This is a genomic window from Pseudomonas sp. ES4, assembly GCF_050586665.1.
Classification (GTDB): domain Bacteria; phylum Pseudomonadota; class Gammaproteobacteria; order Pseudomonadales; family Pseudomonadaceae; genus Aquipseudomonas; species Aquipseudomonas frederiksbergensis.
Window position 1 is genome coordinate 256,840 of record NZ_JBOBDO010000001.1, and the last position, 22,367, is coordinate 279,206.

Here is a 22,367-nt window from a genome sequence, read left to right on the forward strand (position 1 = left end):
AGCGGGCCTGCTCGCGATGGCCTCACCGCAACACAAAACAATAACCACCGATCCGGGCAGCGCCGTGATGGCCCTGTCACGGTTTCGGACATCCGAAATCTGCCGATTTTCCGGAGCTAACACACATGAGTGCATCACCCGATCTCTCTGCAGCCGTGGCCGACAGCGACGCCGAGCAACTGCGCAAGCTGGGTTACACCTCGAACTTCAATCGCAGCATGAGCCTGTGGGAAAACTTCGCCCTGGGCTTCACTTATCTCTCTCCGGTCGTAGGGGTTTATACCCTGTTCGGCCTGTGCCTCGCCGCCGGTGGGCCACCGATGTTCTGGGCTTATTTACTGGTCGGATGCGGCCAGTTGCTGGTGTGCCTGATCTTCGGCGAAGTGGTCTCGCAGTTCCCGATTTCCGGCGGCGTGTACCCGTGGGCTCGTCGCTTGGTGGGCAAGCGCTGGGCGTGGATGGTCGGCTGGATCTACTCCATCGCCCTGTGCGTCACCATCGCCGCCGTTGCGGTCGGCGCCGGTCCGTACCTGGCCGCCATGATGGGCTTTGAACCGAGCAACACCACCAACATCGTCATCGCGCTGTTCCTGACGTTGTTCGCCACCCTGGTCAACCTCAGCGGCACCAAAGTGCTGGCGCGGATCGCCATGTTCGGCTTCCTGTGCGAGCTTGTCGGTGCGGTGATCGTCGGCGTTTACCTGCTGGTTTTCGAACGTCATCAATCGATCAGTGTGTTGTTCAACACCTTCGATATCAGCGTCGATGGCTCGTATCTGCCGGCGTTCCTCACCGCCTCGCTGGCGGGGATGTTCCTGTACTACGGCTTCGAGGCCTGCGGCGACGTGGCCGAAGAAACCCCGAACCCGAGCAAGCAAATCCCGGTGGCCATGCGCATGACCATCTACATCGGCGGCATCGCGGCGATGTTCGCCTGCCTGGCGCTGATCCTCGCCGTGCCAGACATGCAAGCGGTCATCAATGGCACCGACAAGGACCCGGTCACCACCATCCTCAACAACGCCTTCGGCCCGGTCGGTTCGAAAGTGGTGATGGGCGTGGTGATGATTTCCTTCATCTCCTGCGTCATCAGCCTGCAAGCCGCGGCGAGTCGTCTGCTGTATTCCTACGCTCGGGATGAAATGGTCATCGGCAGCTCACTGCTGAAGAAGATTTCCCCTACGACTCAAGTGCCGGTTGCGGCGCTGTTCGTGTCCGGCGTCCTGCCAGCGCTGATCATTGTGCTGGGCTTCTTCTTGCAGGATGCGGTGGCAACCATCGTCAGCTTCGCGGCCATCGGTATCTACCTGGCATTCCAGATGATCGTGCTCGCGGCGCTTTACGCACGCATGAAAGGCTGGAAACCGAGCGGCAAATTCACCCTCGGCGCCTGGGGCTGGGCCGTGAACATCGGCGCGTTGGTGTATGGCGTCGGCGCGATCATCAACATGGCCTGGCCACGCACGCCGGATGCGGCTTGGTATATCAACTATGCAATGGTGTTGAGTACTGCGATCGTGATTGGGTTGGGGCTGGTTTACATGTGGCTGGCCAAGCCGTATGACCATGGGACTGCGCCTGCGGGGGATGCTTGGAAGGTTAGTCGGTAAGGTTTTTTGCTCTCTCGGTACCGCTAGTGGTGCCGGTCGCTTGATGGGCCGCCCGATGGACCAACGCCTCACCCTGAAACTTGATCCTGACCAGCGTCGATACGTCTGGCTGCCCAAGAACGGCAAAACAGTCGAATCACTGATGGTCAGCGAATCAGGGATGTACGCCCTTCTGGTGCACCATTTCGTCCCGGAAAACCGAAACCTGCGCCAGTGGTTGAGCAACGTAGTCATCCCAATGCTGCGTGAATCGAAAGCAGCATCTGTGGATAACTTTCCAAGCCTGAGTTCGTTGCAGTGGGCCGGGATCTCGGTGCCGCTGCTGCATTGGCAGCATCAGGCCTGGATCAAATGGCGGGATATGCCTGATCTGATGCAGGTACAACGACCTTTCCCGATCATGGGCACTTGCAGTTGAAGGCGGGATGAAAAAATGAAAAAGGGGCAGACTTCACAGTCCGCCCCTTTGGTTAGTCAGCTCTCCAAATCTCCCGGTCTCACCCCAAAGCATCAATCCTCACCTCGCAACATCAGTTGCCTGCCTAATGTCAGTCGATTAAGAAAATCTCAGCAGATACACGCTCCTTGTAGCAGCTGGCGAAGCCTGCGTCCGGCTGCGCAGCAGACGTGAAATCAGCTTGCGCGGTGCTTCAGGAAGACCGTGTGCTCAGGTGTTACGACTGCTGCGCAGCCGGACGCAGGCTTCGCCAGCTGCTACAGACCGCGTTGGTATCAGGTCTCCTACCGCGCTTAGGATTGGCCACGACAACACGTCATAGCCAAATCCCCTCCTCCTCAAAACCGCGAAACACTCCTCATCGCCTCCACCAGATACCGCATCGCAATCTGGTCGCTTTCCGACAGCTCCCGATAGCGTTCCAACAACTTCATCTCGTCCGAGCTGACCCGACGCCTTCGGCGCGCAGTGTTCAGGCAAGGTAGGATTCCCAGCAACTGAGTGATGCCTTGTACTTTCGCCATGGACGATGTCCTTCTATAAGCCCGAGAAAACTTCAAAAACCGCATCGCCCTCTCCTTTTTGTAGTCGCCGGCCTGAAGGGCAGGGTCGGTCATGAACACAGAATAGGAACTATCACGGCGGTGAAAAGCGATTTTTAGAGTAATTAGTCGAAAAAAGCAGAAATGCCCTATAAATCAGAAAGCACTGTCAGAAAACTTAACCGACATTTCTTGTTTCATTGCCGCGAAGCCAAAGTGCTACCAATCATTTTTTCTACACAACCGAACGGTTTAAGCTATTTGTTATCTGTTTAATGTCCGTTGCGTTTGGCCGAAGGCATGTCCGAACCTTTATTTTTGATCCAGCACGTGCCAGGAACGGCGCGGGATTGTTCACGACAGGTTGAACTTATGCACCGCAGGAATTTGCTCAAAGCATCCATGGCCATCGCCGCCTACACCGGTTTATCAGCCACCGGCCTGCTGGCTTCGCGGGCCTGGGCCGGTACCGGCGCGGCAGATGGCGAGGCTCAGGCATTCGATTTCGAAGCGCTGAAGATCCAGGCCAAGCAGCTCGCCGGCAATCGCTATCAGGACACCAAGCAGGTGTTGCCGCCGACCCTGGCGACCATGACGCCGCAGAACTTCAACGCGATCCGCTACGACGGCAACCACTCGCTCTGGCATGACCTCAAGGGTCAGCTGGATGTGCAGTTCTTCCATGTGGGCATGGGGTTCAAGCAGCCGGTGCGCATGTACAGCGTCGACCCCAAGACGCGTCAGGCGCGGGAAGTGCATTTCCGCCCTTCCCTGTTCAATTATGAAAAAACCACGGTCGACACCAAACAGCTCACGGGCGACCTGGGGTTTTCCGGATTCAAGCTGTTCAAGGCACCGGAGCTGGACCGGCACGACGTACTGTCCTTCCTCGGCGCCAGCTATTTCCGCGCGGTCGATGCCTCAGGCCAGTACGGTCTGTCGGCACGCGGGCTGGCGATCGATACCTATGCCAAGAAGCGTGAAGAGTTCCCGGACTTCACCAAGTTCTGGTTCGAGACCCCGGACAAAAACAGCACCCGCTTCGTGGTCTATGCCCTGCTGGATTCGCCGAGCGCCACCGGTGCCTACCGTTTCGACATCGACTGCCAGGCCAGCCAGGTTGTCATGGCCATCGATGCCCACATCAATGCCCGCACTGCCATCGAACAACTGGGCATCGCGCCGATGACCAGCATGTTCAGCTGCGGCACCCATGAACGGCGCATGTGCGACACGATTCACCCGCAAATCCACGACTCTGATCGCCTGGCCATGTGGCGCGGCAACGGCGAGTGGATCTGCCGCCCGCTGAACAACCCGGCCACCCTGCAATTCAACGCTTTCGCCGACACCGACCCGAAAGGTTTCGGTCTGGTGCAGACCGATCATGAGTTCGACAGCTATCAAGACACCGTCGACTGGTACAGCAAGCGTCCGAGCCTGTGGGTAGAACCTACGACCGCGTGGGGCGAAGGCTCTATCGATCTGTTGGAAATTCCTACGACGGGCGAAACCCTGGATAACATCGTCGCGTTCTGGACACCGAAGAAAGCGGTCGCGGCCGGCGACTCCCTGAACTACGGCTACAAGCTGTACTGGAGCGCACTGCCACCGGTCGGCACACCGTTGGCGCGGGTCAACGCCACTCGTTCGGGCATGGGCGGCTTCATCGAAGGCTGGGCACCTGGCGAGCATTACCCGGAAGTCTGGGCTCGACGGTTTGCCGTGGACTTCACCGGAGGCGGCCTGGATCGCTTGCCTGAAGGCACGGGGATCGAGCCGGTGGTCACGTGCTCGAACGGGCAGGTCAAGGATTTCAACGTGCTGGTGCTCGATGACATCAAGGGCTACCGGATTACCTTTGACTGGTACCCGACCAATGACAGCGTGGAGCCGGTGGAGCTGCGGCTGTTCATTCGCACCAATGACCGGACGTTGAGTGAAACCTGGTTGTACCAGTATTTCCCGCCGGCGCCTGAGAAGCGCAAGTACACCTGAGGGTAATTGGTTGTCTGGGCGGGCCTCTTCGCGGGCAAGCCCGCTCCCACAAGGATCGGCGGTGTCGCACAAAATGAGTGAACTCCACTACACCCCTGTGGGAGCGGGCTTGCCCGCGAAGACGGCCGAACAGGCAACAAACACTCCTGCACAGAAACGCAAAAGCCCCGATCACAACGACCGGGGCTTTTTGGTTTTACCGCCTCAATCAGTCGCGCAAATCCGACTCATGAATCGGCTGCTCACGATGGGTAGCCCGATGATACTGCGCCGGCCAGATGGCCTTGCGTCCACCCAGGTCATCATCGGCATGCAGCGGCCAGTACGGATCACGCAGCAGCTCGCGGGCCAGAAAGATGATGTCAGCCTGACAGGTGCGCAGAATGTGCTCAGCCTGCGCCGGCTCGGTAATCATTCCTACCGTGCCGGTGGCAATGCCTGACTCTTTGCGTACACGTTCAGCGAAGCGGGTCTGATAACCGGGACCTGTAGGAATCTCGGCGTTGACCGCCGTACCGCCCGACGAGACGTCAATCAGATCTACGCCCAACGCGTGGAGGCGTCGCGCCAGCTCTACGGTTTCATCCGGGTTCCAGCCGTCTTCCACCCAATCGGTGGCCGACACCCGCACGAACAGCGGTAGCTCTTCAGGCCATACCGCACGCACCGCTTCGGTGACTTGCAGCACCAGCCGGATGCGATTCTCGAACGAGCCACCATATTGATCGCGCCGCTGATTGCTCAGGGGCGAAAGAAACTGATGCAACAGGTAGCCGTGGGCGGCGTGTATTTCCACCACTTTGAAACCGGCGGTCAGCGCTCGCTTGGCCGAAGCGACAAAGGCCTGAATGACCTCGGCAATCTCGCTTTCATCGAGCTGCTTGGGATGGGTGTGCTGCGGGTCAAAAGCTATCGGCGACGGCCCCACCGGCATCCAGCCACCGTCTTCGGGTTTGACGCTGCCATGTTTTCCGATCCACGGCCGATGGGTGCTGGCCTTGCGCCCGGCGTGAGCCAACTGAATGCCGGCCACAGCGCCTTGCGCCGCAATGAAGCGCGTGATGCGTTGCAACGGTTCGATCTGTTCATCGTTCCACAGGCCGAGGTCCTCGGCGGTGATGCGCCCGTCGGCCGTGACCGCCGTGGCTTCGGTAAATACCAGGCCGGCGCCGCCGACAGCACGGCTGCCGAGGTGGACGAGGTGCCAGTCATTGGCCAGTCCATCGACGCTGGAGTACTGGCACATCGGCGATACCGCAATGCGGTTGAGCAGGGTCAATTGACGAAGGGTATAGGGTTCAAGCAGCAGACTCATGGGGCACCTCTCGAATCAGTGGGCAGGCTCCAGGGTTCTGTTTGAAAGTCGACGAGTGACAGGAAAAAGGTGCAGCACCCGCCCCCGCGGGCAAAAAATTCGACAAGACGTCACAAGGAGAATCAAGCAGTGCTTAGAGACTAGTCGACATCGGGGGATGAGGGAGGGTTCCGAGGGATTCGGTGTCAGAAAGACCGCGAAGGGCTTAACGCGGTTCGATGTGGGCAATCATCAACTGCACCGTTTCGTTGCCACGAAACTCGTTGAGGTCGAGTTTGTAGGCCAATTCCACCCACTTGATGGTCGGATTCGGCCAGATGTCGCGGTCGATTCCGAAGGCAATGCCATCCAGTTTTACCGAACCGCATTCACTCTTCAGTACCACTTTGAGGTGCCGCTCGCCGACCACTCGCTGCTCGACCAGCTGGAACACGCCGTGGAACAACGGCTCCGGGAAGTGCTGCCCCCAAGGTCCGGCATGGCGCAGGGCGCGGGCCAGTTCCAGGTGGAATTCCTCGACCGCCAGCGTGCCGTCCGACAACAATCGCCCGGTCAGGTCTTCTTCGCGCAATTGCCTACGCACTTCCGCGTCAAAGGCTTCGGCGAACAACGGAAAATTCGCTTCCGGCAGCGTCAGGCCGGCGGCCATCGCATGGCCACCATATTTGCTGATCAAATTCGGATGCTGCGCCGCCACCACGCTCAATGCGTCGCGAATATGAAAACCCTGAACCGAACGTCCCGAGCCCTTGAGCAAACCATCGCCGGCATCGGCAAAGGCAATGGTCGGACGGAAATAGCGATCTTTCATACGCGATGCAAGGATTCCGATGACACCTTGGTGCCACTCGGGATCGAACAGGCACAGGCCGAACGGCATCGACTCGACCGGCAAATCCTTGAGTTGAGCCAGCGCTTCACGCTGCATGCCCTGCTCAATGGATTTGCGGTCCTGGTTCATGCCGTCGAGTTGTGCGGCCATTTCACGTGCCAGACCAGCGTCTTCGGTGAGCAGGCATTCGATGCCCAGGCTCATGTCATCCAGCCGCCCCGCCGCGTTCAGACGCGGACCAACAATGAAACCCAGGTCGGTAGAGGTGATGCGCGTGTGATCACGTTTGGCGACCTCGAGGATCGCCTTGATCCCCGGCCGCGCACGCCCGGCGCGAATCCGCTCCAGGCCTTGGTGCACCAGAATCCGGTTGTTGGCATCCAGCGGTACCACGTCGGCGACGCTGCCCAGGGCCACAAGGTCCAGCAACTCGCCGATGTTCGGCTGCGGCTTGCTCTCGTACCAGCCGAGGCTACGCAAACGCGCGCGCAGGGCCATCAGTACATAGAAAATCACCCCGACGCCGGCCAGCGCCTTGCTCGCAAACTCGCAACCCGGCTGATTCGGATTGACGATGGCATCGGCCAGCGGCAACGCGTCACCGGGCAAGTGGTGGTCGGTGACCAGCACTTGGAGCCCGGCCTTTTTCGCCGCCGCCACGCCTTCAACGCTGGAGATCCCGTTGTCCACAGTGATCAGCAACTGGGGTGTACGGGTCAGCGCCACTTCGACGATTTCCGGCGTCAGGCCGTAGCCATACTCAAACCGGTTCGGCACCAAATAGTCGACGTGCGCCGCGCCCAGCAGGCGCAAGCCCAACATGCCCACGGTGCTGGCCGTCGCGCCATCGGCGTCGAAGTCACCGACGATCAGAATCCGCTGACGCTGCTCGAGCGCCGTCACCAGCAAATCCACCGCGGCATCGATGCCTTTGAGTTGCTGGAACGGAATCAGCCGCGCCAGGCTCTTGTCCAGTTCAGCCTCGGACAGCACGCCCCGCGCCGCGTACAGACGGGTCAGCAGTGGCGGCAGATCACCGAGGAATGGCAGGGTATCGGGCAACAGGCGAGGTTCGATGCGCATGGGGTGACAGGTGCTTCTCTTGGAGACGTAGGACAAAACCGGATAACGCGGACCAGCAGCGAATAATCAGCCGCGTTCGCCGCTCAGCCACTGCAACTGGACTTCGTGCTGACCACGGTCGTCGGTGACGAAAATCGTTCCTTCGCTGATCATCACGTCCCACTTGATAACCCGGGGCATGTCTTTGGCCAGGGTTTCCAGCACTTCCTGCGGAACTGCAGCGATGTGCACGTTTTTCAGGTTTTTGATCGCCGGGATCACTTTGGTCTCCCAGACGCGCAGGCTGCCGTAGGCCAGCAGGCTGGTGCGCTCGGTGCGACGCGAGCACCAGGTCAGGCGATCGGCGTCTGGCTGGCCGACTTCGATCCAGTGCAGGACGCGGTCGTCCAGGCTCTTTTCCCACAGGGCAGGTTCGTCCACGTCTGACAGACCGCGACCGAACGACAACTGCTCGTTGTACCAAAAGGCGTAGGCCAGCAGCCGCACGGTCATACGCTCTTCGGTCTCCGAAGGGTGACGGGCGATGGTCTGCTTCACGCTCTCGTACACGCTGCGGTCGAGGTCGGTAAGGTTCAGTTCAAACTTGTAGGTCGTGGACGGCTGGGCCATGAACGGGCTTCTTGATACGGGGAAAGGCGGCAAGTCTAACCGATGCGGTAGGCAATCCACGAATTGAAGGCGATCAACCTTGGTCGTCTGACGTTCGGCTATGTTAAAACCCTGTCTTCGCTCAACCTTTGTCCTACAGGATCCAGCATGCCGCTCACCGGAAAACCGCTCTCAGGGCTGAAAGTCATTGAATTGGGTACGTTGATCGCCGGGCCGTTTGCCTCGCGCATTTGCGGCGAGTTCGGTGCCGAGGTGATCAAAATCGAGTCCCCCGATGGCGGCGATCCGTTGCGCAAATGGCGAAAACTGTATGAAGGCACCTCGCTGTGGTGGTTCGTCCAGGCGCGCAACAAAAAATCCCTGACCCTGAACCTCAAACACCCCGACGGGCTGGCGATTCTGAAAAAACTGCTCAGCGAGGCGGACATCCTGATCGAGAACTTTCGCCCTGGCGTGCTGGAAAAGCTCGGCCTGGGCTGGGAAGTCTTGCACGCACTGAACCCGAAACTGGTGATGGTGCGTCTCTCGGGTTTCGGTCAGACCGGGCCGATGAAGGATCAGCCAGGCTTTGGCGCCGTCGGTGAATCCATGGGCGGCTTGCGCTACATCACCGGGTTCGAAGACCGACCACCGGTGCGCACCGGGATTTCCATCGGCGACTCTATTGCCGCGCTCTGGGGTGTGATCGGCGCATTGATGGCCCTGCGTCATCGCGAGGTCAACGGTGGCCTTGGCCAAGTGGTGGATGTGGCGCTGTATGAAGCGATATTCGCCATGATGGAAAGCATGGTCCCGGAATTCGACGTGTTCGGTTTCATCCGCGAACGCACCGGCAACATCATGCCGGGCATCACGCCCTCGTCGATCCACACCAGTGCCGACGGCAAACATGTGCAGATCGGCGCCAATGGCGACGCGATCTTCAAGCGTTTCATGCTGGTCATTGGACGCGAGGATCTGGCCAACGACCCTGCGCTGGCCAGCAACGACGGACGCGATAACCGTCGCGACGAGATTTATGGGGTGATTGATCGCTGGGCCAACTCGCTGCCGCTGGACACCCTCATCGAGCAGTTGAATCAGGCCGACGTACCGGCCAGCCGGATCTTCAGTGCCGAGGACATGTTCAGTGATCCGCAGTACCTGGCCAGGGAAATGTTCCTCAAGGCCAAGTTGCCGGACGGCAAAGATTTCAAGATGCCGGGAATCGTGCCGAAACTCTCAGAGACACCCGGAACATCGGAATGGGTCGGGCCGCAGTTGGGCGAACACAATGCGCAGGTACTCAACGATCTTGGTTATGACAAGGAACAGATCGCAAAGCTGCGTGAAGACGGGGCCATCTAAGCTGGGCTGCCTGCTGGCGCGCCCCATCAACCACTGCCTGTTGCGCGGCGGGCGAGCATTGTGCGCGTTTGCGTTTTTCTTGCTGCTCGCTGGCCAGGCTCAGCCAACGTTGGCGCAACCGAAAGAAACCCTGGTCTGGTTACTGCGCGACCTTCCACCGCTGATGATTTTCGAGGGTTCGAAAAAGGGCCAGGGAGTCATCGATCAGCTATTACCCATGCTGATCGCCCGCATGCCGCAATACGAACACACCCTGATGCGAGTCAATCGCGCTCGCGGCTTGCAAATGCTCCACGAGCCCTCCCTCACGTGCGATGCGGCGCTGAACTGGAGCAAGGAGCGCGCTGGCTGGATCGCGTTTTCCATTCCGGTCTTTCGCGCCATGAGTAACGGCCTGGCAGTGCGGCGCATCGATCGGGAGGTGCTGACGCCCTTTATCAAGGACGGCGAAGTGGACCTGGCGGCCCTGTTGGCCAGTGGCCGAGAGAAACTGGGCATTATTGCCGAGCGCAATTACGGCGAATATCTCGACGCACTGCTCAAACAAGCGCCAGCCAATTCACTGACTCTCCATTACGGAAACGATGCGTTGGGCAGCCTGTTGCAAATGCAACGCCTGGGGCGCTTGCGGATGCTATTGGGATACCGCTCGGAGATCCGCTACCAGGCCCAGCAGCAAGGGATCGCGGAAGATGAATTGCAGTTTTACCCGATTCGCGGCACGGGCAAATACCTGTCCGGTTACATCGGCTGTACTGACACCCCTCAGGGCCGGCAGGCGATCATCGAAATCAACCAGCTGTTGCGCACCCTGCCCCACGATCACTTGAGCGAGGCATATGCCGCCTGGCTGGACCCCGAAAGCCGCAGCGACTACCTGGAAGCCAGCCGGGTATTTTTCCTGCAGCAGGCCGAGCAATGACAAATCGCAGACAAAAAGAAACCCCGAGAAGTGGGGAGACGACTCGGGGTTAAACGTGGCCTACATAAAGACCAGTGGCAGCAAGCTACAAGCACCGGAGCACAATGCTCGATCCTGCTGTTACAAGGTCTGACTGACCTGAGCGCAGGAAGGTTCCCACAAAAAACAATTCAATTTCGGTTGGCCAGGATCTTGTCCTGGGCAGCATTGCGCAACGCCGCGATGACACAGGGCTCCAGCCTGCCTTCGGCGATCAGCACGTCGCGATGCAATCCGTCGACGACATCCGTCAGCAGACGCTTGCTGGTCAGCTGGGCCTGATTGAACGCCCGTTCGACCACGATCGCGCCGGTCGCATTTTTCAGTGTCACCAGGCATTCGCCATGGGTTCCCGACGGGGTCAACGTTACCTGATACGGGCTCAGAGCTTCACCGAGCAATAGACTGATACTTTCCATCTCGATCACCACTCAATAGTCCGAAAACAAAGTGCCAGAGGCGTTCCTACAGTAAATGACCACGGGCTCGAGAAGAAAGTTCTGGATACCGACTGCTGGTGAACCTGCGCTGCGGGTCAATAGAGCATGCACGGCCAAGATGACAGATAAAAAACAGCCGCGTCATGCCTGCTGCTTTCGCTTGCCGATATCGGTCCATCCACCCAGCAGGCCTCGCAATTGTCCGTCGGCACCGTAAAAAGGCACCGTCCACTGATAGATATGCCTGACGCCGTTGTTGAACTTCAATTGACGCTCACTGAAGCGCGTCTTGCGCGTACCGAGCTGGGCCATGAACTCTGCGTGCAGCAGTTCAGCGGTCTCTTTGGGCAAGACGTCCAGTTCAATCAACTGTCGTCCCTGAACCTGGTCGAAACGAGTCGACAAGCCCTCCTCATAACTTTTGTTGCACATGATCAATCGCCCTTCCAGATCACGAACAAACATCGGATCGGGCATGGCGTCCATCAACGCGTGCTGGAAGGCGAGTTGATCGCTCAGACTTTTTTCGGCATCCAGGCGCTGCTGGATCAATATCGTGAGCCGTCGGTTCCAGAGCAGGGACAACAAGCCGAACAGACTGACAATAAACATTCCCCAGCAGCCCCACTCGGCGAGTCGATGCCAGGTGCCGGGCACCTTGACGGGGACAATCCCATTGAGCCATTTCAGGCGCATGGCGCGCAGTTCGGCAGGATCAAGCGCCTCAAGCGCCTTGTTGAGGATGCTCGACAGCTGAGGTTGACCTTTGCGAACGGCCAGGTGGTCCGCCTCCCATTTGCCCTCCACCGTATACCCGACCTTGAGTTGCCCGGACGGATAGAGGTGGGCTCCGGTTTCGTTTTCGATGGTGGCATAGGCCTCGCCGCTCTCGACCAGCGCCCGGGCCTCCGCGTAGGTTTTGACCGAGCGCAGCTCGATGTCCGAATAGTCGCGGCGAATCGTAGCCTCCAGCGCATGCCGGGTCGGCAACACCAGAACCCTTCCCGACAGCTGCTTCAGGGATTGCACCTCTGGCGCTCCGGCCCGCCCGACGAACACCCAGCCAGCACCACCGAACGCATGACTGAAATCCAGAAACATCTTGCGTTCGTCATTCATCGCCAGCGTCGTACTCATGTCCGCCGCACCACTTTCCAGGCGCCCGAGCAACTGATCGGTGGAAAACGATTCTTCGTGAACAAACCGCAACCCCGTCATCGCGCTGATGCGGTTGAGCAGATCATTGTTCAAGCCATTCCATTGGCCGTGCTTATCCTTGAACAGGTACAACGGATATTGCACCGAGGCGACGACGACATTTGAATGCTCGGCAATCCATTTCAACTCCTGAGCATCCAGCTCGATCCTTGGGCCAGCAACCAATCCTTTAGTATCAGTTGCCGCCAATTGCGACGCGCTCCCCGATTGAGCAAAGCCCAGGGTGCCGAGTAAAAAAAACATCCAGCACGCGGCTGGTTTTAACCCTCTGAAAAACAGCATTGCCACTTCCTTCGTGATCAACTCGCCCGTCCTTCATAGGGCGAAAACCCAGCAAGTGTGACATGCAGAAATGAGAAAGCCCGTCAGGAGACGGGCTTCAAAATGTGACAGGTTTAATTGGTTACAGAGGCTTGCCGCGGTTGCCATGCTTGCTGACAAAGGCCTGCACGGCTTTCAAGTCATTTGGCAGCACGGTGCAGCGCTCATCTCGCTCAAACAAATCAGAAAGATGTGCAGGTAGTTCGAGTGCTTTTCCTACACCTGCTTTTTCCACTGCGTCGGGGAATTTGACCGGATGCGCCGTACCGAGGATCACCATCGGGATATCCAGGTTGCGACGGCACTCGCGCGCTGCCTTCACGCCGATGGCAGTGTGCGGATCCAGCAGTTCACCGGTTTGCTCGAAAACCTCGGCAATGGTTTCGCAAGTTTGAGCGTCGTCCACGGCCAGCGAATCGAACAGTTTGCGAGCCTCGGTCCAGCGTTCCTGTTCGACACTGAAACCGCCACCTTGCTTGAAGGTGTCCATCAACCCGGCGATCGCTGCGCCATTGCGACCGTGCAGGTCGAACAGCAGGCGTTCGAAGTTGGACGACACCATGATGTCCATCGACGGCGACAGCGTGGCGTGCAGGGTGTCCTTGACGTACTGATTGCCGCTCATGAAGCGGTGCAGGATGTCGTTGCGATTGGTAGCGACGATCAACTGGTTGATCGGCAGGCCCATGTTGCGCGCCAGGTAACCGGCGAAAATGTCGCCGAAGTTGCCGGTCGGCACCGAGAACGATACCGAACGTGCCGGGCCGCCCAACTGCAGGGCTGCATGGAAGTAGTAAACGATCTGGGCCATGATTCGCGCCCAGTTGATCGAGTTCACGGCCACCAGACGCGTGCCTTTGAGGAAACTCTGGTCGGCGAAGCTGGCCTTGACCATTTCCTGGCAGTCATCGAAGTTGCCTTCGATGGCGATGTTATGGATGTTCTCGCCGAAGATGGTGGTCATCTGGCGACGCTGCACTTCGGACACACGGTTGTGCGGGTGCAGGATGAAGATGTCGACGTTTTCGCAATGCTTGCAGCCTTCGATGGCGGCCGAACCGGTGTCGCCGGAGGTGGCGCCGACAATCACTACGCGCTCACCCCGTTTTTCCAGCACGTAGTCGAGCAGACGACCCAGCAGCTGCAAGGCGAAGTCTTTGAACGCGAGGGTCGGGCCGTGGAACAGCTCCAGCACCCATTCGTTACCGTTCAGCTGACGCAATGGTGCCACGGCGTTGTGGGAAAACACGCCGTAGGTTTCTTCGAGGATCTTTTTGAAATCGGCATCCGGGATGCTGCCGGTGACGAACGGGCGCATCACCCGGAAAGCCAGCTCGTGATACGGCAGGCCGGCCCACGAAGCGATTTCTTCCTGGGTGAAACGTGGCAGGTTTTCCGGGACGTACAGACCACCGTCCGTGGCCAGACCGGCCAGCAGGACGTCTTCGAAATTCAGGGCCGGTGCCTGGCCGCGGGTACTGATATAACGCATGACTGGCTCCAATAGACAGTGTTCGCAAATCCGGGCCCGCAGGCGAGCCCGGTGAACGATAACGGCTTAGTTCAGGTGCTCGACGCGGATCCGTACGACCGGACCGACTACGCCCGCCAAGGCTTCCAGGGCGGCGATCGCGTCGTTCATGTGCTGTTCCAGCACGCGGTGAGTCAGCAGGATCATCGGCACCAGGCCGTCGTGTTCTTCGACTTCCTTCTGCATGATCGATTCGATGTTGATGCCGCGCTCCGACAGGATGCTCGCCACCTGCGCCAACACGCCCGGATGATCCTTGGCCTGAATGCGCAGGTAATAGGAGCTTTCGCAGGCCTCGATCGGCAGGATCGGGTGGGCCGACAGCGAATCCGGCTGGAACGCCAGGTGCGGCACTCGGTTTTCCGGGTCGGACGTCATGGCGCGAACCACGTCCACCAGGTCGGCGATCACCGACGAAGCGGTCGGTTCCATGCCAGCGCCAGCGCCGTAGAACAGGGTCGAACCGGCAGCATCACCGTTGACCATCACTGCGTTCATCACGCCGTTGACATTGGCGATCAGGCGGTCGGCCGGGATCAGCGTCGGATGCACACGCAGTTCGATGCCGGCTGCGGTGCTGCGCGCCACGCCCAGGTGCTTGATGCGATAGCCCAGCGCTTCGGCGTAGTTCACGTCAGCGGTGGTCAGCTTGGTGATGCCTTCGGTGTAGGCCTTGTCGAATTGCAGCGGAATACCGAACGCAATGGACGCAAGGATCGTCAGCTTGTGGGCCGCGTCGATGCCTTCAACGTCGAAGGTCGGATCAGCCTCGGCGTAACCCAGGGCCTGTGCCTCGGCGAGTACGTCTTCGAAGGTGCGGCCCTTCTCACGCATTTCGGTGAGGATGAAGTTACCGGTACCGTTGATGATGCCGGCGACCCAGTTGATGCGGTTGGCCGACAGGCCTTCACGGATCGCCTTGATCACCGGGATGCCACCGGCCACGGCGGCTTCGAACGCCACAATCACGCCCTTCTCGCGGGCCTTGGCGAAAATTTCATTACCGTGAACGGCGATCAACGCCTTGTTCGCGGTCACCACATGTTTTCCGTTCTCGATCGCTTTGAGTACCAGCTCGCGGGCAACGGTGTAGCCGCCCATCAGCTCTATGACGATGTCGATCTCAGGGTTCGTGGCCACTTCGAAGACATCGTTGGTAATCGCAATACCGGTCGTCTGGAACTGAGGCTTTGGCGTGCGCATGGCAATTTGTGCCACTTCGATTCCACGCCCGGCACGACGAGAAATTTCCTCGGCGTTACGCTGAAGTACGTTGAAGGTACCGCCACCGACGGTCCCTAACCCACAGATGCCTACTTTGACCGGTTTCACTGTGAACTCCCCATAAAACGGCCGACTCAAGGCCGGCCGTGAAAACAACCGCATACTCGCGGCTCTCTATTAATGGCTCGGCGAACGCTGCCGTCGAACCATGATCGTCAATGGCTGACCGTGACGATGCGAATTTATTTCGCGTCCAGCGCCAGTTTGGCGACTTGTGGCGCTGGCTGGTAGCCCGGAATGACCTGGCCGTCGGCCAAAACGATGGCCGGTGTACCGTTCACGCCAATCGACTGGCCGAGGGCGAACTGCTTGGAAACCGGGTTATCGCACTTGGCGGCCTTGATTTCCTTGCCGTCGACCATCTTGTCCATCGCCGCTTTCTTGTCTTTGGAGCACCAGACCGCTTGCAGCTGCTCATCACCCGGCGAGCCCAGGCCCTGGCGCGGGAACGCAACATAACGCACTTCGATGCCGCGCTTGTTCAGCTCAGGCACTTCAGCGTGCAACTTGTGGCAGTACGGGCAGGTGGTGTCGGTGAACACGGTGATGTGCGATTTGGTTTCGCCGATCGCGGGGTAGACCACGGTTTCCGCGACTGGAATGGCGTTGACCAGTTTGGACACGCCCAGGCGTTCGGTCTTCTCGGTCAGGTTGACCGGTTTGCCGTCCTTGAGCTGGAACATATAACCCTGAACGACGTACTGGCCATCGGCGCTGGCATAGAGTACGCGGCTGCCCTTGAGCTTGACTTCGTACAGGCCCGGCAGCGGGCTGGCGGAAATGCTTTCTACCGGCACTTCGAGCTGGAGGTTTTCCAGGCTTTTACGAATGGCTTTGTCGGCCGCGTCATCGGCGACGGCAAAGGTGCTGACCAACGCAATGGCTGCGGCGGCGAAAATCTGGGTCAGACGCATGAGAACTCCTGAAGGCGGACAAATGGGACGATCAGAACGCCCGTGCCGAAACACCGGGTCATAAACGCCCATCGTGCAAACCGGCAAAGCCTACCACATAAGGCCCCTGTGGCCGAATGCGCCTGATGCAGGGCATCTCGCTCACGGTGCACGACGCCTTTATGTAGCAGCTGGCGAAGCCTGCGTTCGGCTGCGAAGCAGTCGTAAACCCTGAAGCTCGCGGTTTAACTGAAACACTGCGGTGTTTGATTTCACGACTGCTGCGCAGCCGAACGCAGGCTCCGCCAGCTGCTACAAGGGTTGTGTTCATCCGCGCGGGTGATGTTTGGCGTGCAGGTCCTGCAAGCGGGCGCGGGCGACGTGGGTGTAGATCTGCGTGGTCGACAGATCGCTGTGGCCGAGCAGCATTTGCACCACCCGCAGGTCGGCGCCGTGGTTGAGCAAGTGGGTGGCAAAGGCATGACGCAGGGTATGCGGCGACAGCGACTTGCCGATCCCGGCAACCTTGGCCTGGTGCTTGATGCGATGCCAGAAGGTTTGCCGCGTCATCTGCTCGCCGCGCTGGCTGGGGAACATGACATCGCTGGGACGCCCGCCAAGCAGCTCCTGGCGGCCATCGCGCAGGTAACGCTCGACCCAGACAATCGCCTCTTCGCCCATCGGCACCAGCCGCTCCTTGCTGCCCTTGCCCATCACTCGCAGCACGCCTTGGCGCAGGTTGACCTGCTCCAGCGTCAGGCTGATCAGTTCCGTCACGCGCAAGCCGCAGGCATAAAGCACTTCGAGCATGGCGCGGTCGCGTTGGCCGATGGCTTCGCTCAAATCCGGAGCCTTCAACAGCGCTTCTACGTCTGCTTCCGACAGGGATTTGGGCAATGGCCTACCGAGTTGAGGCATATCGACCCGCAACGTGGGGTCGACCGCGATCAACTTTTCCCGCAGCAGATAACGATAAAAGCCGCGCACCCCCGAGAGAAATCTCGCGGTGGAACGGGGCTTGTAATTTTGCTCCAGACGCCAGGCCAGGTGATCGAGGATCAACTCGCGTCCAGCGTTGATCAGCTCCAGGTTTTTTTCCTGCAGCCAGCCGTTGAACAGGGCCAGGTCGCTGCGATAGGCATCGCGAGTGTTATCGGAAAGACCTTTCTCCAGCCACAGCGCGTCGAGAAACTGGTCTATCAAAGGATGATCGATGGCGGGCATAAAGGCTCAGGCAAGACCGACAGTACGGTCAGGGAAGATAAATCGCAGGCAACAAAAAAGCAGCCCGTAGGCTGCTTTTTTCTGCATCGGAAGCTGGACTTAAGCCAGTTTTTCCTTGATGCGAGCTGCTTTACCGGACAGGTCACGCAGGTAGTACAGCTTGGCTTTACGTACGTCACCGCGACGTTTAACGGCCATGCTGTCGATTTGCGGGCTGTAGGTCTGGAAAGTACGCTCTACGCCAACACCGTTGGAGATTTTACGAACGGTGAAAGCACTGTTTACGCCGCGGTTACGCTTGGCGATAACAACACCTTCGAACGCTTGCAGACGCGAACGGTCGCCTTCCTTCACTTTCACCTGAACGACAATGGTGTCGCCCGGGGCAAAGGTAGGGATCTCTTTGGTCATCTGCTCTGCTTCGAGTGCAAGGATGATTTTGTTAGTCATGCTGTGCTCCTAAGGTAAATCGTCGGATCTACCATCGATACGTTGTTAACTATCGTCCCGCTCGCGGATGTATTCCTCGAGCAGCTTCTTCTCTTCTCCAGAAAGCGAGCGGCTTTCCAGAAGATCGGCGCGTCGTTCAAAGGTCCTACCAAGGGACTGCTGTAAACGCCAACGCCGGATATGCGCGTGATTGCCACTTAGCAATACGTCGGGAACACGCTGATCCGCATACACCTCCGGTCGGGTGTAGTGCGGGCAATCCAGCAAACCATCCGTAAAGGAATCTTCCTCGGCGGAGTCCGCATGCCCTAAAGCTCCAGGCAGCAGTCGTGTAACCGCATCGATCAGGACCATCGCCGGCAGCTCGCCGCCAGACAGTACATAGTCGCCAATCGACCACTCTTCATCGACATGAGCATCAATAAAACGCTCGTCAATGCCTTCATAGCGGCCGGCAATCAGGATCAATGCATCCAGATTCGCCAACTCGCGTACCGCCGACTGAGTCAGTTGACGGCCTTGGGGGGACAGGTAAATCACCTTCGCCGCCTCCCCGGCTGCTGCCTTGGCCTGAACCAACGCATCTTCCAGGGGCTTGATCTTCATCACCATGCCCGGACCACCGCCAAATGGGCGATCGTCCACAGTGTGATGTCGATCCGTCGTGTAGTCTCGCGGATTCCAACAGGTGAGCTGCAAGAGCCCCTGTTTCACCGCACGACTGGTGATGCCGTACTCGCTGATGGCGGAAAACATCTCGGGAAACAAACTGATCACTTCTACGCGCAAGTTAGCCACGCTTAGAAGTCCGCATCCCATTCCACCTTCATCTCGCCTGCGGCAAGGTCGACAGCCAACACGCATTGCTCCGTATAGGGCAACAGGCGTTCGCGATCATCCAGGCTGCCAGCGCAAGGCTTGACCACCATTACATCATTGGCGCCGGTTTCCAGAAGATGATCGATTTTCCCGAGCAATTGCCCGAGTTGATCAATGACCTTCAGACCTTCCAGCTGGTACCAGTAGTACTCGCCGTCGGTCAATTCAGGGAACAGGTTGCGCGGCACGCAGATCTCATAACCGGCCAGAAGACGCGCTTCTTCACGATCATCAAGACCCTTGAGCTTTGCGACCAGGAACTTGTCGTTCCCGCGTCCGCTGACCAGCTCGACCTGTTTCACATTGCCTTCGCGCTTGAGCGTCCAGGTTTTGTACTGCAACAGGTTTTCAGTCGGATCAGTAAAGGAATACACCTTCACTTCGCCGCGAACGCCATGAACCGAGTAAATTTTGCCGATAACGATCAAATCATCAGCAACAGCTGGCGTCGCGTTCATATTGCTCAGGCCGCAGCCTTAGCCGCGTCTTTCAGCAACTGAGCAACACGCTCGGAAGGCTGTGCACCAACGCTCAGCCAGTAGGCTACGCGCTCTTGGTTCACGGACAGACGGACTTCTTGACCACGAGCAACAGGGTTGAAGAAACCAACCTGTTCCTTGTGCGAACCGTCGCGCGGGTTGCGGCTGTCGGTTACGGTCAAGTGGTAAAACGGGCGCTTTTTGGAGCCGCCAAGGGCAAGACGGATTGTTAGCATGTGAACATCGTTCCTGTAGTCGGTGCTGCAAATCTAAAGGCACAGCGGGCATAGGTGCCCGAAAGGCCGCATATTCTAAGGAATATCCGGACTTTTGCAAATGTCTTTTTCCGGCGGTCTTTCGGCCGCCATCAAGATTTGCTATAGAGCCGTCGTTGAAAACGGCCAGTCAGCTCCCGCCAAGTGCGGGTTTGCTGGAGATCCCACTTCCGTGTGGGAGGTGCAAGGGCAAGCCCTTGCGTAAATTATTTACATTCTTGGCATGCCGCCGCCGGGCAACATACCGCCCATGCCGCGCATCATTTTGGCCATTCCGCCTTTTGCGGAGAACTTCTTCATCATCTTCTGCATCTGCTTGTGCTGCTTGATCAAGCGACCGATGTCCTGCACCTGAGTGCCGGAACCCATGGCGATCCGGCGTTTGCGCGAACCGCTGATCATCTCAGGGTCGCGGCGCTCGGCCGGGGTCATGGAATTGATGATGGCTTCCATCTGCTTGAATTGTTTCTCTGCCGCACCCTGGGCGTTACCCATCTGCGCCAGGTTCATACCGCCCATGTTTGGCAGTTTGTCCATGAGGCCGCCGAGGCCGCCCATGTTTTTCATCTGTTGCAGCTGATCGCGGAAGTCTTCGAGGTCGAAGCCCTTGCCCTTCTTCAGCTTCTTGGCCAGTTTGTCGGCCTTGTCCTTGTCGAGGGTCTGTTCGGCCTGCTCGATCAGGCTGAGCACATCGCCCATCCCGAGGATGCGCGAAGCGATACGCTCCGGGTGGAACGGCTCGAGCGCGTCGCTCTTCTCGCCCATACCGATGAACTTGATCGGCTTGCCGGTGATTGCGCGCACCGACAGTGCAGCACCGCCACGGGCATCACCGTCGACCTTGGTCAGGATCACACCGGTCAGCGGCAGCGCGTCGCCAAAGGCCTTGGCCGTGTTGGCGGCGTCCTGGCCGGTCATGGCGTCGACCACGAACAGCGTTTCGACCGGGTTGATCGCGGCATGCAACGCCTTGATCTCGCCCATCATCTCTTCATCGATGTGCAGGCGACCGGCGGTATCGACGATGACCACGTCGATGAATTTCAGTTTTGCTTCTTTAATAGCCGCTTGCGCGATGTCGACCGGCTTCTGGCTCAGGTCGGACGGGAAGAAGGTTACGCCGACTTCACCCGCGAGCATTTCCAGCTGCTTGATCGCCGCCGGACGGTAAACGTCCGCCGACACGACCATGACCGACTTCTTCTTGCGCTCTTTGAGGAAGCGCGCGAGTTTGCCGGCGGTGGTGGTTTTACCCGCGCCCTGCAAACCGGCCATCAGCACGACGGCCGGAGGAACGGCGCTCAGGTTCAAGTCTTCGTTGGCCGCGCCCATCAGGCTTTCGAGTTCGGCCTGGACGATCTTCACGAAGGCCTGGCCCGGCGTCAGGCTGCGCGACACCTCGGTGCCGACGGCGCGTTCCTTGACCGAATTGACGAAGTCCTTGACGACCGGCAGGGCGACGTCAGCTTCGAGCAACGCCATGCGCACTTCGCGCAGGGTGTCTTTGATGTTGTCTTCGGTCAGCTTGGCCTTGCCGGTGACATGGCGCAGCGTCTGCGAGAGACGGTCGGTTAAGTTTTCAAACATTGCGCGATCCTTTCAGGCCCTGTGTAGACCGGGATAATGGCGGCCCAGACCGGAATAAACATGTGCTCGGCGAGCCTGCGGCGTGGGCAGGTCGCGGATTATAGCGAAGACTGCGTCTGGCGGACACCTCGTCGTCAGCTTGCATGGTCTTTCGTGCTGTAGGGGTTCTATGCCAAACTCAGCGCCTTTCGGGCTTGCCTAACAGGATTTATGCTCCCCTTGTCACCCAGTTTGCTAGTTACCCTCGCCGCCGCCTGCTTATACGCCGCTGCGACCCTCTATCAGGGCACTCGCCTGGCCACCGGTGCCAAGGCGAACAAACGCCTGCTGGTCACGCTCGGCGTGCTCGCCGTGCTGGCTCATAGCGCCAGCCTGTTCACCCACCTGCTGACACCGATTGGCCTGGGCCTGGATTTTTTCAGCGCCGCCAGCCTGATTGCCGCCGCGGTGATTGCCCTGACGCTGTTGGCCTGCTCACGGATCCCGGTGGAAAACCTGCTTATATTGCTGTTCCCGCTCGGCGCCGCCACCGTACTGCTCGCACAGCTCGCCCCCGCCGGCACCGTGCAGATCATCGACGAAGAGCCGGGCATCCTCGCCCATATCCTGCTGTCGATCCTCGCCTACGGCATGTTCACCATTGCGGTGTTCCAGGCGTTGCTGCTACTGGTTCAAGACCATCAGCTCAAGCACAAACACCCGTCCGGCCTGATCAAGAACTTCCCGCCGCTGCAAACCATGGAAAGCCTGCTGTTCGGTTTCCTCTGGGCCGGCTGGACCCTGCTGTCGCTGTCGCTGATTTCCGGCTGGCTGTTCGTGGACAATCTTTTCGCCCAGCACCTGGTGCACAAAACCTTGCTGGCCTGCCTGGCCTGGATCGTTTTCAGCGTGCTGCTATGGGGGCGCAATCGCCTCGGCTGGCGCGGACACAAGGCCATTCGCTGGACCCTCGCCGGTTTCTGCCTGCTGATGCTGGCCTATTTCGGCAGTAAACTGGTCCGTGAATACATCCTGCATATCTGACGGGCGGCA

20 protein-coding genes and 1 pseudogene are annotated in these 22,367 nt (G+C 58.9%); 6 read left to right on the forward strand and 15 right to left on the reverse strand.

The window, feature by feature from the left end; genetic code table 11:
- Window positions 1–125 precede the first annotated feature (125 nt).
- Together ACQ4OB_RS01105 and ACQ4OB_RS01110 are read left to right on the forward strand one after the other, a co-directional pair.
- On the forward strand, window positions 126–1,610 hold the full coding sequence (locus tag ACQ4OB_RS01105) for an APC family permease (RefSeq protein ID WP_430954981.1): 1,485 nt from the start codon (window positions 126–128) through the stop codon (window positions 1,608–1,610).
- 34 nt (window positions 1,611–1,644) lie between these two features.
- Window positions 1,645–2,028, forward strand: a pseudogene (locus ACQ4OB_RS01110) (phage antirepressor protein); the annotation flags it as partial.
- Between the two features lie 377 nt (window positions 2,029–2,405).
- On the opposite strand, the gene ACQ4OB_RS01115 reads toward ACQ4OB_RS01110, so the two are convergent.
- A complete protein-coding gene (locus ACQ4OB_RS01115; RefSeq protein WP_430954982.1) occupies window positions 2,406–2,591 on the reverse strand; it encodes a hypothetical protein in 186 nt (61 codons plus the stop codon).
- A gap of 390 nt (window positions 2,592–2,981) precedes the next feature.
- Here ACQ4OB_RS01115 and ACQ4OB_RS01120 point away from each other — a divergent pair, with 390 nt between their 5' ends.
- Window positions 2,982–4,607 carry a glucan biosynthesis protein D gene (locus tag ACQ4OB_RS01120; protein ID WP_430954983.1) on the forward strand — a complete coding sequence of 542 codons (1,626 nt, stop codon included), beginning with the start codon at window positions 2,982–2,984 and terminating at the stop codon, window positions 4,605–4,607.
- A gap of 208 nt (window positions 4,608–4,815) precedes the next feature.
- Here ACQ4OB_RS01120 and ACQ4OB_RS01125 read toward each other — a convergent pair whose 3' ends face one another.
- From ACQ4OB_RS01125 to ACQ4OB_RS01135, 3 genes are all read right to left on the reverse strand, one after another.
- The gene (locus ACQ4OB_RS01125) at window positions 4,816–5,922 is read right to left on the reverse strand and encodes an NADH:flavin oxidoreductase/NADH oxidase (RefSeq protein ID WP_074879864.1); all 1,107 of its coding nucleotides are present in this window, start codon (window positions 5,920–5,922) and stop codon (window positions 4,816–4,818) included.
- A gap of 205 nt (window positions 5,923–6,127) precedes the next feature.
- A complete protein-coding gene (gene recJ / locus ACQ4OB_RS01130; RefSeq protein WP_102615609.1) occupies window positions 6,128–7,837 on the reverse strand; it encodes a single-stranded-DNA-specific exonuclease RecJ in 1,710 nt (569 codons plus the stop codon).
- A gap of 66 nt (window positions 7,838–7,903) precedes the next feature.
- Window positions 7,904–8,446 (reverse strand): YaeQ family protein, encoded by a 543-nt coding sequence (locus ACQ4OB_RS01135; RefSeq protein ID WP_007897614.1) that lies wholly within the window; start codon window positions 8,444–8,446, stop codon window positions 7,904–7,906.
- Window positions 8,447–8,593: 147 nt separating this feature from the next.
- Between ACQ4OB_RS01135 and ACQ4OB_RS01140 the strand changes: the two genes are divergently transcribed.
- Together ACQ4OB_RS01140 and ACQ4OB_RS01145 are read left to right on the forward strand one after the other, a co-directional pair.
- On the forward strand, window positions 8,594–9,793 hold the full coding sequence (locus tag ACQ4OB_RS01140; RefSeq protein WP_074879869.1) for a CaiB/BaiF CoA transferase family protein: 1,200 nt from the start codon (window positions 8,594–8,596) through the stop codon (window positions 9,791–9,793).
- Window positions 9,747–10,715 carry a TIGR02285 family protein gene (locus ACQ4OB_RS01145; RefSeq protein WP_074879872.1) on the forward strand — a complete coding sequence of 323 codons (969 nt, stop codon included), beginning with the start codon at window positions 9,747–9,749 and terminating at the stop codon, window positions 10,713–10,715. The genes ACQ4OB_RS01140 and ACQ4OB_RS01145 overlap by 47 nt, the downstream gene beginning before the upstream one ends.
- Before the next feature lie 170 nt (window positions 10,716–10,885).
- Here the strand turns inward: ACQ4OB_RS01145 and ACQ4OB_RS01150 are convergent, their stop codons facing one another.
- The 11 genes from ACQ4OB_RS01150 to ffh all read right to left on the reverse strand — a co-directional run bounded on the left by ACQ4OB_RS01150 (window position 10,886) and on the right by ffh (window position 21,335).
- Window positions 10,886–11,173 (reverse strand): DUF3509 domain-containing protein, encoded by a 288-nt coding sequence (locus tag ACQ4OB_RS01150; RefSeq protein ID WP_033056390.1) that lies wholly within the window; start codon window positions 11,171–11,173, stop codon window positions 10,886–10,888.
- Window positions 11,174–11,335: 162 nt separating this feature from the next.
- The gene (locus tag ACQ4OB_RS01155; protein WP_074879875.1) at window positions 11,336–12,694 is read right to left on the reverse strand and encodes a transporter substrate-binding domain-containing protein; all 1,359 of its coding nucleotides are present in this window, start codon (window positions 12,692–12,694) and stop codon (window positions 11,336–11,338) included.
- A gap of 121 nt (window positions 12,695–12,815) precedes the next feature.
- The gene (thrC, locus tag ACQ4OB_RS01160) at window positions 12,816–14,225 is read right to left on the reverse strand and encodes a threonine synthase (RefSeq protein ID WP_074879878.1); all 1,410 of its coding nucleotides are present in this window, start codon (window positions 14,223–14,225) and stop codon (window positions 12,816–12,818) included.
- 66 nt (window positions 14,226–14,291) lie between these two features.
- Window positions 14,292–15,596, reverse strand: a complete 1,305-nt coding sequence (locus tag ACQ4OB_RS01165; protein WP_074880855.1) for a homoserine dehydrogenase — start codon at window positions 15,594–15,596, stop codon at window positions 14,292–14,294.
- A gap of 134 nt (window positions 15,597–15,730) precedes the next feature.
- Window positions 15,731–16,462: a bifunctional protein-disulfide isomerase/oxidoreductase DsbC gene (gene dsbC, locus ACQ4OB_RS01170; protein WP_074879881.1), complete on the reverse strand. Its 732-nt coding sequence runs from the start codon at window positions 16,460–16,462 to the stop codon at window positions 15,731–15,733.
- Between the two features lie 306 nt (window positions 16,463–16,768).
- On the reverse strand, window positions 16,769–17,665 hold the full coding sequence (gene xerD / locus ACQ4OB_RS01175; RefSeq protein ID WP_074879884.1) for a site-specific tyrosine recombinase XerD: 897 nt from the start codon (window positions 17,663–17,665) through the stop codon (window positions 16,769–16,771).
- Between the two features lie 99 nt (window positions 17,666–17,764).
- Window positions 17,765–18,115 (reverse strand): 50S ribosomal protein L19, encoded by a 351-nt coding sequence (rplS, locus tag ACQ4OB_RS01180; protein WP_003175895.1) that lies wholly within the window; start codon window positions 18,113–18,115, stop codon window positions 17,765–17,767.
- Between the two features lie 45 nt (window positions 18,116–18,160).
- Window positions 18,161–18,934, reverse strand: coding sequence for a tRNA (guanosine(37)-N1)-methyltransferase TrmD (gene trmD, locus ACQ4OB_RS01185; protein WP_173860472.1), 774 nt, complete (start codon window positions 18,932–18,934; stop codon window positions 18,161–18,163).
- Entirely contained in the window at window positions 18,916–19,452 is a 537-nt protein-coding gene (rimM, locus tag ACQ4OB_RS01190) for a ribosome maturation factor RimM (protein ID WP_008014731.1), read from the reverse strand. The genes trmD and rimM overlap by 19 nt, the downstream gene beginning before the upstream one ends.
- Before the next feature lie 5 nt (window positions 19,453–19,457).
- Window positions 19,458–19,709, reverse strand: coding sequence for a 30S ribosomal protein S16 (rpsP, locus tag ACQ4OB_RS01195; protein WP_007944872.1), 252 nt, complete (start codon window positions 19,707–19,709; stop codon window positions 19,458–19,460).
- Between the two features lie 249 nt (window positions 19,710–19,958).
- The gene (ffh, locus tag ACQ4OB_RS01200; protein ID WP_074879887.1) at window positions 19,959–21,335 is read right to left on the reverse strand and encodes a signal recognition particle protein; all 1,377 of its coding nucleotides are present in this window, start codon (window positions 21,333–21,335) and stop codon (window positions 19,959–19,961) included.
- A 210-nt stretch (window positions 21,336–21,545) separates the two neighbouring features.
- On the opposite strand from ffh, the gene ACQ4OB_RS01205 reads away from it, so the two are divergent.
- On the forward strand, window positions 21,546–22,358 hold the full coding sequence (locus ACQ4OB_RS01205) for a cytochrome C assembly family protein (protein ID WP_074879890.1): 813 nt from the start codon (window positions 21,546–21,548) through the stop codon (window positions 22,356–22,358).
- Window positions 22,359–22,367: the final 9 nt, after the last annotated feature.

Bases quoted from the DNA above. Each gene is read 5' to 3' on its own strand.
- recJ (WP_102615609.1), bottom strand. From the start codon at position 7,837: ATGCGCATCGAACCTCGCCTGTTGCCCGATACCCTGCCATTCCTCGGT.
- ACQ4OB_RS01120 (WP_430954983.1), top strand. From the start codon at position 2,982: ATGCACCGCAGGAATTTGCTCAAAGCATCCATGGCCATCGCCGCCTAC.
- ACQ4OB_RS01115 (WP_430954982.1), bottom strand. From the start codon at position 2,591: ATGGCGAAAGTACAAGGCATCACTCAGTTGCTGGGAATCCTACCTTGC.
- rpsP (WP_007944872.1), bottom strand. From the start codon at position 19,709: ATGCTAACAATCCGTCTTGCCCTTGGCGGCTCCAAAAAGCGCCCGTTT.
- ACQ4OB_RS01145 (WP_074879872.1), top strand. From the start codon at position 9,747: ATGACAAGGAACAGATCGCAAAGCTGCGTGAAGACGGGGCCATCTAAG.
- rplS (WP_003175895.1), bottom strand. From the start codon at position 18,115: ATGACTAACAAAATCATCCTTGCACTCGAAGCAGAGCAGATGACCAAA.
- ACQ4OB_RS01205 (WP_074879890.1), top strand. From the start codon at position 21,546: ATGCTCCCCTTGTCACCCAGTTTGCTAGTTACCCTCGCCGCCGCCTGC.
- xerD (WP_074879884.1), bottom strand. From the start codon at position 17,665: ATGCCCGCCATCGATCATCCTTTGATAGACCAGTTTCTCGACGCGCTG.
- ACQ4OB_RS01105 (WP_430954981.1), top strand. From the start codon at position 126: ATGAGTGCATCACCCGATCTCTCTGCAGCCGTGGCCGACAGCGACGCC.
- thrC (WP_074879878.1), bottom strand. From the start codon at position 14,225: ATGCGTTATATCAGTACCCGCGGCCAGGCACCGGCCCTGAATTTCGAA.
- trmD (WP_173860472.1), bottom strand. From the start codon at position 18,934: ATGGGATGCGGACTTCTAAGCGTGGCTAACTTGCGCGTAGAAGTGATC.
- dsbC (WP_074879881.1), bottom strand. From the start codon at position 16,462: ATGCGTCTGACCCAGATTTTCGCCGCCGCAGCCATTGCGTTGGTCAGC.
- ACQ4OB_RS01135 (WP_007897614.1), bottom strand. From the start codon at position 8,446: ATGGCCCAGCCGTCCACGACCTACAAGTTTGAACTGAACCTTACCGAC.
- rimM (WP_008014731.1), bottom strand. From the start codon at position 19,452: ATGAACGCGACGCCAGCTGTTGCTGATGATTTGATCGTTATCGGCAAA.
- ACQ4OB_RS01140 (WP_074879869.1), top strand. From the start codon at position 8,594: ATGCCGCTCACCGGAAAACCGCTCTCAGGGCTGAAAGTCATTGAATTG.
- ACQ4OB_RS01125 (WP_074879864.1), bottom strand. From the start codon at position 5,922: ATGAGTCTGCTGCTTGAACCCTATACCCTTCGTCAATTGACCCTGCTC.
- ACQ4OB_RS01150 (WP_033056390.1), bottom strand. From the start codon at position 11,173: ATGGAAAGTATCAGTCTATTGCTCGGTGAAGCTCTGAGCCCGTATCAG.
- ffh (WP_074879887.1), bottom strand. From the start codon at position 21,335: ATGTTTGAAAACTTAACCGACCGTCTCTCGCAGACGCTGCGCCATGTC.
- ACQ4OB_RS01155 (WP_074879875.1), bottom strand. From the start codon at position 12,694: ATGCTGTTTTTCAGAGGGTTAAAACCAGCCGCGTGCTGGATGTTTTTT.